Origin of the sequence: Streptomyces sp. BV286, from assembly GCF_019090165.1 — a bacterium.
GTDB lineage: Bacteria > Actinomycetota > Actinomycetes > Streptomycetales > Streptomycetaceae > Streptomyces.
In genome coordinates, this window is record NZ_JAHRIB010000114.1 from 93,245 (window position 1) to 103,800 (window position 10,556).

At 72.5% G+C, this 10,556-nt stretch carries 9 protein-coding genes; 5 read left to right on the plus strand and 4 right to left on the minus strand.

Annotation, left to right across the window (positions count from 1 at the left end):
* The first annotated feature begins 31 nt into the window (after nt 1–31).
* The 3 genes from KUF83_RS16335 (at nt 32) to KUF83_RS16345 (ending at nt 2,446) form a co-directional block, all read left to right on the plus strand.
* Complete coding sequence (locus tag KUF83_RS16335) at nt 32–607, plus strand: SAV_6107 family HEPN domain-containing protein (protein ID WP_217455416.1); 576 nt, start codon at nt 32–34, stop codon at nt 605–607.
* 390 nt (nt 608–997) lie between these two features.
* Nucleotides 998–1,768, plus strand: coding sequence for a bifunctional 2-polyprenyl-6-hydroxyphenol methylase/3-demethylubiquinol 3-O-methyltransferase UbiG (locus tag KUF83_RS16340; RefSeq protein WP_217455417.1), 771 nt, complete (start codon nt 998–1,000; stop codon nt 1,766–1,768).
* A gap of 273 nt (nt 1,769–2,041) precedes the next feature.
* The gene (locus KUF83_RS16345; protein ID WP_217455418.1) at nt 2,042–2,446 is read left to right on the plus strand and encodes a DUF3040 domain-containing protein; all 405 of its coding nucleotides are present in this window, start codon (nt 2,042–2,044) and stop codon (nt 2,444–2,446) included.
* A gap of 434 nt (nt 2,447–2,880) precedes the next feature.
* Here KUF83_RS16345 and KUF83_RS16350 read toward each other — a convergent pair whose 3' ends face one another.
* The 4 genes from KUF83_RS16350 to KUF83_RS16365 all read right to left on the minus strand — a co-directional run bounded on the left by KUF83_RS16350 (nt 2,881) and on the right by KUF83_RS16365 (nt 8,476).
* On the minus strand, nt 2,881–5,277 hold the full coding sequence (locus tag KUF83_RS16350; RefSeq protein WP_217455419.1) for a DUF3488 and transglutaminase-like domain-containing protein: 2,397 nt from the start codon (nt 5,275–5,277) through the stop codon (nt 2,881–2,883).
* Nucleotides 5,274–6,626 carry a DUF58 domain-containing protein gene (locus KUF83_RS16355; protein ID WP_217455420.1) on the minus strand — a complete coding sequence of 451 codons (1,353 nt, stop codon included), beginning with the start codon at nt 6,624–6,626 and terminating at the stop codon, nt 5,274–5,276. The genes KUF83_RS16350 and KUF83_RS16355 overlap by 4 nt, the downstream gene beginning before the upstream one ends.
* Nucleotides 6,626–7,663, minus strand: a complete 1,038-nt coding sequence (locus KUF83_RS16360) for a MoxR family ATPase (protein ID WP_217455421.1) — start codon at nt 7,661–7,663, stop codon at nt 6,626–6,628. The genes KUF83_RS16355 and KUF83_RS16360 overlap by 1 nt, the downstream gene beginning before the upstream one ends.
* Before the next feature lie 204 nt (nt 7,664–7,867).
* Nucleotides 7,868–8,476, minus strand: a complete 609-nt coding sequence (locus KUF83_RS16365) for a carbonic anhydrase (RefSeq protein ID WP_217455422.1) — start codon at nt 8,474–8,476, stop codon at nt 7,868–7,870.
* A 390-nt stretch (nt 8,477–8,866) separates the two neighbouring features.
* On the opposite strand from KUF83_RS16365, the gene rsmH reads away from it, so the two are divergent.
* Together rsmH and KUF83_RS16375 are read left to right on the plus strand one after the other, a co-directional pair.
* Entirely contained in the window at nt 8,867–9,823 is a 957-nt protein-coding gene (rsmH, locus tag KUF83_RS16370; protein WP_217455423.1) for a 16S rRNA (cytosine(1402)-N(4))-methyltransferase RsmH, read from the plus strand.
* A gap of 96 nt (nt 9,824–9,919) precedes the next feature.
* The gene (locus tag KUF83_RS16375) at nt 9,920–10,474 is read left to right on the plus strand and encodes a septum formation initiator family protein (protein ID WP_217455424.1); all 555 of its coding nucleotides are present in this window, start codon (nt 9,920–9,922) and stop codon (nt 10,472–10,474) included.
* Nucleotides 10,475–10,556: the final 82 nt, after the last annotated feature.

Sequence of the window (10,556 nt, forward strand, 5' to 3'; positions counted from 1 at the left end):
GTGCCGTCACACTGACGACAGGAGGTTCGTCATGGCCAGCTACCACGCAGCCGCCGCCCGTCGGCGCCGCGCCACCGGCCCTGCCCCCTCACTGACCGGACCGGCGAGCGACGTGCACCCCGTGCTCCGCCGGGCCACGGCCCCGCCCGCCGCCCTCGACCTGCTCGCCCAGGCCCGCGCCGGACTCGACGAGGCGGCCCTGCTGGAAACGCCGAACGAGCGGTATGCGACGGCACACCTGGCCGCCCTGCGCACCGCCGCGGCCGTCCTCGCCGCCCGGGGCCGGCCCGAGACCACCGAAAGGCGCCGGGCCAAGATCCGGAGCGCCTGGGAAGTGCTCCCCGAGATAGCACCCGAACTCGACGAGTGGAGCGTGCTGTTCGCCTCCGGAGCGCGCCGCCGCGCCCGCGCGGAGGCCGGCATCCAGGGCGCGGCCAGCATCCGGGACGCCGACGACCTGCTGCGTGACGTGGCGATGTTTCTCCGTCTCGTCGAGCGGATGCTGGTGCTCCAGCCGGTCCTGCCCCAGCCGCGGCAGGAGGGCGACCAGGAGACGCGGACCATGCCGGGCGTACCGGAGGTGTCGGACGTGCCGGACGCGGGGTGACGGCGGCCGGGCTCCGGCTCGGACCGGCGGCCGGATCCGGTCCGAGCCGGTGGCCGGGATCCGGTCCGAGCCGGTGGCCGCCGAGGTGCCCAGGCCGAAGCCGAAGACGAATGCCGGATGCCGGATGCCGAAGGGGAGGGTGCGGGAGAGCGAGGGCCGGTGCGGGCCCGCGGACCGGGCAGGGCGGCGAGCCGCGCGACCTCACCTTCCGCCGGGCTGTTCGGGCCGGTGAGGGGGCGATCGTCCGGCGCGCGAGACGGGGGGCCGGGACCGCGGCGCGAGGCAATAGGGTTGGGGGCGCCTGCATCTCCCCGGCGCCGAACAGGGCGGGGGGATATCCCCATCGCTCCGCCGTGCATGAGGCGGTGCCGCGCCGAGGAGTCAACTGCCGTGTCGGACCCGATGCGCCCCCGCGCTTCTCTCCGTACCGCCGTGGTCTGGGACGTTCTGAAGGACGCCCTCGACCGCCGGGTCAAGGCCACGGGCCGGGAGTCGCTCGACGTGCTCGACACAGGAGGCGGCAGCGGCAACTTCGCGGTGCCCGTGGCCCGCCTCGGCCACCGCGTCACCGTGGTGGATCCCAGTCCGAACGCGCTGTTCGCGCTGGAGCGGCGGGCCGCGGAGGCCGACGTCGCCGACCGTGTCCAGGGTGTCCAGGGCGACGCCCACGGCCTCTTCGACGTCGTCGAGCGCGGCGGCTACGACGCGGTGCTCTGCCACGGCGTGCTGGAGTACGTGGACGACCCCGCCGAGGGCATCCGCAACGTGGTGGGCGCACTGCGCCCCGAGGGCGTGCTCAGCCTGCTCGCCGCCGGCCTGGGCGGCGCGGTGCTCGCGCGAGCCCTCGCCGGACACTTCACGGAGGCCCGCCAGGCGCTGAGTGACCCGGACGGCCGCTGGGGCGAGGGTGATCCTGTTCCCCGGCGCTTCACGGCCGGTCAGCTCACCACTCTGGTGGAGAACGCGGGCCTGGGCGTCAGCGCCGTGCACGGCGTACGGGTCTTCGCGGACCTGGTCCCCGGGGTCCTCGTGGACACCGAGCCGGGGGCTCTGGACGCCCTGCTGAAGCTGGAGGCCGCGGCCGCCGAACTCGCGGCTTTCCACTCCGTCGCGACGCAGCTCCATGTGCTCGGTGAGACGCGTGAGTCCTCCGAGGGGTGAGCTGCCGCCCGCCCGCACCGCTGATCAGGGGCGCGACAGCAGATGGAGTACGCCACAGGCCCCCCGATCGGGCGCGCGGAGCCGTATGATCGAGGGAGACCGTCCGGCATGACGGGCCGGTCGCTGGGGAATCTACGCCTCAGTGGATCGGAAAGCCATGGCGGGTTCCGGTTGGCGAATTGGCGCAGAGGGGCGGGTTTCACGGGGACGATTCCCTGCCTATCCTGAAGGGACCCCCGGTCGCCCCGGCGACTGCACGATGAGGAGGACGCCGTGCCGCTCTCGGAGCACGAGCAGCGAATGCTCGAGCAGATGGAGCGAGCGCTGTACGCCGAAGATCCCAAGTTCGCGACAGCGCTTGAGGGAAGCGGGCTGCGCACGTACACCCGGCGACGGGTCTACCAGGCGGTCGCCGGCTTCCTCGTAGGTATCGCGCTCCTCATGGCCGGAATGGTCGCACAGCAGATCTGGGTCAGCGTGGTGGGTTTTCTCGTCATGCTGGGCTGCGCGGTGCTCGCCGTCACCGGTTGGCGCAAGGCTCCCAAGCCGGGTGAACAGCCCGCCGCGGGTGCGCCGGGCGCTCCGCAGGCCCGTCGTCAGGGCCAGCAGAAGCGCTCCATGATGGACCGCATCGAACAGCGCTGGCAGCGGCGCCGTGACGAGCAGGGCGGCCAGTAGCCCACCGGTCTCGGCCGACAGACAGACGCACGCAGGTAGGGGTGACCACCACGAGGTGGCCGCCCCTTCGGCGTGCCCGCCCGCACCGCGGCAGAGCCTGCTTCGGGACCCGTCCGGCCGGCCGGATCCCTCCGCGCGACGCAGGCCCGGAGCCCTCCTGCAGACGGCGCAAAACTGCCTCGACGACCGGGGAATCCGTACAGCGATTCAGCGATTCAGCGATACAGCGAGGAGAAGGCTGAGCCCCCGCGCTCTGCGAAGAGCCGGCCGGGCGGTCGCGCTCAGCGGAGTGGGCCGAGGAGTCACACAGCGAAGAGCCGGCCGGGCAGCCGTGCTCAGCGGAGAGACCGTCGAAGGGCGGCCGGGCGAGGAAAAGGGGGTGTCCGCCCGACCTGGGCGGACACCCCCTCCCGGCTGTGGAAGCCGTACCGTCCTCAGCCGCTGCCCTGCCCGGAGGGCCGACGCACGGCCGCCGTCCAGCGGGCCGCAACCCGGGATTTCAGCGCGATCCAGCCCTCGGAGAGGGCCCACGCCACCCGTACGGCCGAGCGGGGTGCGAGCAGTGCGCGCAGACGCGTACCGCGGCCGGCCGTGGCGCTGAGGCCCGCGGTCATCCGGCGTACGTCGTCGGCCAGACCCGGGGTGGGCCGGGGGCGTGGCGCGTACAGGACCTGCTCGACCGCGTCGGCGACCCGGTGGACGGAGGCCGCGGCCTCCGGCTCGAGGTGCCCGACACGGACGATCCGCGCCGCCGCCTTGCGCGGTGTCTGCGACTCGTCGGGCGCGATGCCGTAGTCCCACGCCGTGTCGCTGACCTCCTGCCAGGCGGCCAGGGTGGCCGCCGCGGCATCCGCCTCGGTCCGGCCGTGCGCGCCGAGCCGCACGGAGCGGGCCCGCATCCGCCACAGCATCGGCAGCAGCGGCACCGCCAGCACTCCCAGCCCGGCCAGCGTGAGCCCCATGGCCATGAGCCACGGTGAGCCGTCGTTCGTCGTCCCGAAGGCCGCCTGCGGAGACTCGCTGGCGCAGGACTGGTCCAGCTTCTTCTCCGCCGCCGTGCAGCTCTCACTGCTCGACGGTTCCGCGGAGGGCGCCGTGGACGAGGACCGCGACGGCACGTCCGGGTTCGGGAGGGTCGTGCCGGGCGTGTCCGTGCGGGTGTACTCCGGAACCGTGCCCCGGTTCGGCGTCGGCTCGAAGCGGGTCCAGCCCACGCCCTCGAAGTACAGCTCGGGCCAGGCGTGCGCGTCCCGCAGTCCCACCGACGTCGTGCCGTCCGACTTGGGCGAACCAGGAGTGAAGCCCACCGCGACGCGGGCCGGTATGCCCAGCGTCCGCGCCATGGAAGCCATCGCGAAGGAGAAGTGGACGCAGAAGCCCTCCTTCTCCCTCAGGAAGCGCGCTATGGCCTGGGACCCACTGCCGACCTGCACCTCGGTGTCGTACGTGAAGCCGCCCTCCAGGGCGAACCAGTCCTGCAGCTTCACCGCGCGCTCGTAGTCGTTGGCCGAGCCCTCCGTGATCTGCTGCGCGGTCTGCCCCACTATCGGCGGCAGGGACTCGGGCACCTTGGTGAACTCACGCTTCAGCACCGCCGGCGCCTCGGGCGCGTTGGCGAGCTGCTCCGCGGTCGGCTGCACGATCAGGCTCTTGACCGTGTACTCCAGGCCGCGCGTGGTCTGGCCGTGGTCGCCGACGAGGGTGCGGCCCACGGGCTCGTACCGCCACTTGCCGCCGATCCCCACCTGGCTGGCCGGGTAGGGCATCGGCAGCCAGTCCTGCGCGTACCAGTCCGCCGCCGAGATCCTCGTCTGGATCTCGGTGCGCTCGACGTCGTCACCGAGGCCGGGCGGCGTCGGGAACGAATCCGGCACGTCGTCGACATGACGCTTGGCCGGCTTCCACGCCGTGCCGTCGAACTCGTCGAGCGAGACGATCCGCAGATACAGGTCCTGCGTCTCCTCGGAGTCGGTGCGGTAGGACATGACCTCGCGGTCCTCGTCCACGTTGAGGCTGTCGCGGAGCGAGACCAGCGGGTTCACCGCGGAGATCGTGCCGCCGCCTCCGGTCCCCGTGCCGACGCCGGTCCCCGCGGCGTCCAGCAGCCCGCCGTCGAGCGCGGGCAGGGCGAGCGGTACGACCAGGGCGATGCCGAGCGCGACGGCGCCGATGCGCCGGCCCGTACGGATCGGCGCGACCGCGCCTTCCGAGGGATCCGTGCCCGGCGTACGGGGCCCGCCGCCGAAGACCCTGCCCCACTGCGAGAGCCGGTCACGCCCCTCGGCCAGCAGCAGCACCAGATAGCCGGCGGCCGCCAGCAGGAACCAGACCCATCCGGCGGCGCCGTCCGCGAGGCCCGCGGCGACGGAGTACAGCGCGAGCAGCGGCAGTCCGGCGGGAGCCGCACTGCGGAACGTCACCGCGAGCGCGTCCACCGCGAGTCCGATCACCACGACCCCGCCGACCAGCATCAGCCGGATGCCGTCGGAGAGCGGCGCGGGAATCGAGTACCGGCCCACGTCGTCGGCGCCGGCCTGCAGCAGCTCACCGAAGTACCGGAACACGTCGGGGCCGGGGAGCAGCCCGGCGATGGCCTGCTCCCTGGCGAACGAGAGCGTCAGCAGCATCAGGGTCACCAGCGCCTGCACCGCGATCGTCAGCGGCCGCGCGAGCGGTACCCGCCGGGCCGCCGCACCCACCCCGGTCTGCACCGCGAGCAGGAACGCCGCCTGAAGGAACCAGGTCGCCGGATCGACCAGCGGCAGCAGCGCGCAGGCCGCCATCAGCGTCGCCGCCGCGGCGCACAGCGCGAGTCGCGCGCGTCCGCTCATGAGCCACCGCCTCCTGCCGTACTGCCCGTCGACGCGACACCGTTGCGCTGTCGGTCCGCCTCCCGCCACAGATCGCCCAGGCCGACGCCTGGCGGGACGGCCAGAGCGGTCCAGCCCGCCTCGCGCAGCATCCGAAGCCGCTCCTCGCTCTGTTCGTCGGCGGCGCCCCGCACCCATGACTCGCTGTCCAGCAGGAAGGCCACGGCCCCGCCGCTGCGCTGGCGCATCTTGGCGAGCACCGTCGCCTGCTCCTCGTCCAGGTCGCCGAGGAAGGCCACCAGCAGCCCTTCGTTGCCACCCCGCAGTACGTCGTACGCCCGGGAGAGGCCCGTACCGTCGGAGTGGTCGATCACCGCGAGGGTGTCCATCATCAGTCCCGCCGCGTCCGCCGACTCCTGGCTCGCCCCGGCGAACCCGTCGGCGCCCTCGCCCGGTACCGAGGTGCCGGTGTCGGTCAACAGCCGTACCGAGAAGCCGCGTTCGAGCATGTGCACCAGCGTCGACGCCGTGCCCGACACGGCCCACTCGAAGGCCGAGTCCGGTCCCGCACCGGCGAAGGCGATGCCGCGGGTGTCGAGGAGCACCGTGCAGCGGGACCGCTGCGGCTGCTCCTCGCGGCGCACCATCAACTCGCCGTAGCGGGCCGTCAGCCGCCAGTGGACCCGGCGCAGGTCGTCGCCGTAGCGGTACCCGCGCGGGATCACGTCGTCCTCGCCGGCCAGGGCCAGCGAGCGCTGCCGCCCGTCGCCGTACCCCTTCGCCTCACCGGTCAGCCGCACCGGCGGCAGCGGCTCCACGCGCGGGACGACCGTCAGGGTGTCGTACGTCGAGAAGGAACGGGTCAGCTCGCACATCCCGAAGGGGTCGCTGAGCCGCAGCTGCAGCGGGCCCAGCGGATAGCGGCCGCGCAGATCCGACCGCACGCGGTACGACACCTCGCGCCGCCCGCCCGCCTCGACCCGGTCCAGTACGAACCGGGGCCGCGGCCCGAGCACGTACGGCACCCGGTCCTGGAGCATCAGCAGACCCGTGGGCAGCCGCGAGACGTTGTCCATCCGCAGGTGGACGCGTGCCTCGGAACCCGACGGCACGCGCCCGGGGGAGAGGCGGCGACTGCCGGCGACCCGGTAGCGCGTGCGGTAGAGCACGGCCGCGCAGACCAGTGGCAGGACCGCGAGCAGCAGCCCGACCCGGAGCAGATCGCTCTGCCCCAGGACGTACGCGCAGATGGCGGCCGCGATGCCGGCGGCCAGGAACGACCGCCCACGCGTGGTGAGGCCGGCGAGTGCCGTGCGCAGCCCGCCCTTGTCCTCCTCGGCCGTCGCTGCGGGCATCCCCCCGGTGGTCATCACAGCCTCCGGGGCGGCTGTGAGCCGAACGCGGAGGTGCCGCGGCCCATCGCCAGGCCACCCGGCGACTGGGGCGCCGCGGGCACCGGCGTGCGCTGGATGATCTCCAGGACGACCTGCTCGGCCGTACGACGGTTCAACTGTGCCTGCGCGGTGGGCAGCAGCCGGTGGGCCAGGACCGCGACGGCGAGGGCCTGGACGTCGTCCGGCAGCGCGTAGTCCCGGCCGCTGAGAGCGGCGGACGCCTTCGCAGCGCGCAGCAGGTGCAGCGTCGCGCGCGGCGAGGCGCCGAGTCTCAGGTCCGGGTGGCTGCGCGTGGCGCCGACCAGATCGACCGCGTACCGGCGGACCGGGTCGGCGACGTGGACCGTGCGGACCGCGTCGATGAGCTTCAGGATCTCGTGCGCGTGCGCCACCGGCTGAAGGTCGTCCAGGGGGGAGGCGCCACCGTGGATGTCGAGCATCTGCAGCTCGGCCTCCGCGCTGGGGTAGCCGATGGAGACCCGGGCCATGAAACGGTCGCGCTGCGCCTCCGGCAGAGGGTAGGTGCCCTCCATCTCGACCGGGTTCTGCGTGGCCACGACCATGAAGGGACTGGGCAGCTCGTAGGTCTGCCCGTCGATGGTGACCTGGCGCTCCTCCATGGACTCCAGGAGCGCCGACTGTGTCTTGGGCGACGCGCGGTTGATCTCGTCGCCGATCACGATCTGCGCGAAGATCGCTCCCGGTTTGAACTCGAAGTCCCTGCTCTGCTGGTCCCAGATGGACACGCCTGTGATGTCCGAGGGCAGCAGGTCGGGCGTGAACTGAATACGTCGCACTGAGCAGTCGATGGACCGCGCCAGTGCCTTGGCCAGCATGGTCTTGCCGACGCCGGGGACATCCTCGATCAGAAGATGCCCCTCGGCGAGCAGTACGGTCAGCGAAAGCCGTACGACCTCAGGCTTGCCCTCGATCACTTCCTCCACCGAACTGCGGACTCTCTCCACAGTGGCGGTCAGATCTGTAAGGCTCGCTCGATCGTCATAGGTCGTCACCCGGCCCTCCTCGGCCCGTTCTTTCTCCGGGCCGACGCTCTGCGATGCGGACCGGCCCACCCCGAACACGGACACCACGCGTGAAAAGTTCCGCGTGACGCCACACACGCATTCTTGTTGCCGTTACCGGTTCGTGTCACTCGCCTGTGGATAACTGGCCGCGATATGTAAGGTCTTGCGGTGTTTGACCGGGTCGAACTGGCGTCAGGTGGGGTCTATCTCACGCAGCAGGCCGGTCTTCACGTTGAATACGAAACCACGTACGTCGTCCGTGTGCAGAAGGAACGGGGAGGTACGCACGCGCTGCATGGACTGCCGTACGTCCTGTTCGACGTCCGGGAAGGCCTCCACGGCCCAGGCGGGGCGCTGGCCGACCTCCATCTCCAGCTCGCGGCGGAAGTCCTCGGTGAGGGACTCCAGGCCGCAGCCGGTGTGGTGGATGAGGACGACGCTGCGGGTGCCGAGCGCGCGCTGGCTGATGGTGAGGGAGCGGATCACGTCGTCGGTGACGACGCCGCCGGCGTTGCGGATCGTGTGGCAGTCGCCGAGCTCCAGACCCAGGGCGTCGTGCAGGTCGAGCCGGGCGTCCATGCAGGCCACGACCGCGACACCCAGCACGGGACGGGCGTCCATGCCGGGATCGGTGAAGGCGGCGGCGTACCGCTCGTTGGCCTCGACGAGGCGGTCGGTCACCGTGCCGCCGGTGGATATGGCGTCTTCGGGTTCTGTGGGAACGGATGCGGAAGTCGTCATGGCTACGACGGTAATGGTCACGTGCCGTTCGGGCCTGCTGTGAGAGGGGACAAAGAACATCAATGAGCGTTGTTGTGAGGTAACCCACAAGGGTGGATCGAGTGCGCCCGTACGAGTGGAATTTCCCGGTTTGCCGCTTGATCGCGGGAGAGAGCCGCGACGCGCAGGCCGGTTCGTTGACCGTGTGACACCGTCGACTAAAGTGACGCGAAGCGGGAGGCGAGACGGCCTCCCCGCTGGACAGCTTTCCCCAGGAGGCCCGGCGACGTGCCGGGACCTCCCCGCGTGCGCGGCGCGTACGTACGGCTCGGCCTCCTCCCGCTCCCGGTCGGCTGACGCTTCCGGCGCCGGCAGGCGCTCCCCCCTCACCCGGGGACACTCCCCGCGTCGGCCGCGGGGGCGCGGGGACCCGGCGGTGCGTACCGGACGCGCCGGACCTGAGAGGGCCCCTTGAGCCAGAGTCGACACGTCCCGGTCATGCTCCAGCGTTGTCTGGACATGCTGGCCCCCGCGCTGGAGCGGCCGGAAGCCGTGGTCGTCGACTGCACGCTCGGTCTCGGCGGTCACAGCGAGGCCCTGCTCAGCCGGTTCCCCGAGGCCCGGCTGGTCGCCCTGGACCGCGACAAGGAGGCGCTGCGCCTCTCCGGGGAGCGGCTCGCACCCTTCGGCGACCGGGCCGCACTGGTGCACGCGGTCTACGACGAACTGCCCGACGTGCTCGACCGCCTGGGCCTGGCGAGCGTCCAGGGCATCCTCTTCGACCTGGGCGTCTCCTCGATGCAGCTCGACGAGGCGGACCGCGGCTTCGCCTACGCCCAGGACGCCCCGCTCGACATGCGCATGGACCAGACGACCGGCATCAGCGCGGCCGAGGTCCTCAACACCTACCCGCCGGGGGAGCTCGTACGGATCCTGCGCGCCTACGGCGAGGAGAAGCAGGCCAAGCGGATCGTGTCCGCGGTCGTGCGCGAGCGGGACAAGGAGCCCTTCACCAACAGCGCGCGGCTCGTCGAGCTGATCCGCGACTCCCTGCCGCAGGCGGCCAAGCGCACCGGCGGCAACCCCGCCAAGCGGACCTTCCAGGCGCTGCGCATCGAGGTCAACGGCGAACTCACCGTCCTGGAGAGGGCGATCCCCGCCGCCGTGAAGGCACTCGCCGTCGGCGGCAGGATCGCAGTGCTGTCGTACCACTCCCTCGAGGACCGGTTGGTCAAGCAGGTGTTCGCGGCGGGCGCCGCCACCACCGCGCCGCCCGGGCTGCCGGTCGTCCCCGAGCGCTACCAGCCCCGGCTCAAGCTCCTCACGCGCGGTGCCGAACTCCCCACCGAGGAAGAGGTCGCGGAGAACCGGCGGGCGGCCCCGGCGCGGCTGCGCGGGGCGCAGCGCATCCGGGAGGACGCCGAGTGACGGAAGGGTGCGTGAGGTGGACAACCGAACTCGCTGGGCGCATGGGCCGGAAACCCGGACCCATCGGTCGCGGACCCGAGCTCACCTGGAGGGTGAGTGAATAGGAAACCCGAACTGAGGGGGCGGGCGGCCCGGCTGGCACGGTTGTTCCCGACGGGCTCCGGACAGGCGGCCCGTACCCCCTTCGTCCTCCTGGTCGTGCTGCTGCTCGGGGGCGGTCTCATCGGGCTCCTGGTGCTGAACTCCGCCCTCAGTGAAGGCTCGTTCCAGCTCGACGACCTCCAGAAGGACACCAAGAGCCTCACCGACGAGGAGCAGGCGCTCCAGCGGGACGTGGACGCCTACTCCGCCCCCGAGGCCCTCCAGCGCCGCGCCCGCGAGCTGGGCATGGTGCCCGGCGGCGACCCGGCCTTCCTCAACCCCGACGGCACGGTCCGCGGTGTCCCCAGCGCGGCCGCCGAGCAGTCGTCGGTGTCCGTGATCCGTCCGCCCGAGGTGCTCGCCCCCGCACCGGCCCCGACGCCCACCGCACCGCAGACACCCACCGAGCCGCAGACGCTCACCGGGGCCCCGACGCCCACCGGGGCGCCGGATCCGGCCACGGAGCCCGCCCCGCAGCCCACGCCGACCTCCACGACTCCCGGCAGGTGACGGAAGTGTCCGACAGGGAACCCCCGCGCCGCAGGGTGCCCGCGCCCGCCCGGTCCGCCAGGCCGGGCGGCCAGCGCCGCCC

What these genes read in the sequence shown, in the direction of transcription:
- KUF83_RS16335 (WP_217455416.1), top strand. Translation starts at nt 32, where the DNA reads ATGGCCAGCTACCACGCAGCCGCCGCCCGTCGGCGCCGCGCCACCGGC.
- KUF83_RS16350 (WP_217455419.1), bottom strand. Translation starts at nt 5,277, where the DNA reads ATGAGCGGACGCGCGCGACTCGCGCTGTGCGCCGCGGCGGCGACGCTG.
- KUF83_RS16355 (WP_217455420.1), bottom strand. Translation starts at nt 6,626, where the DNA reads ATGACCACCGGGGGGATGCCCGCAGCGACGGCCGAGGAGGACAAGGGC.
- KUF83_RS16365 (WP_217455422.1), bottom strand. Translation starts at nt 8,476, where the DNA reads ATGTTCTTTGTCCCCTCTCACAGCAGGCCCGAACGGCACGTGACCATT.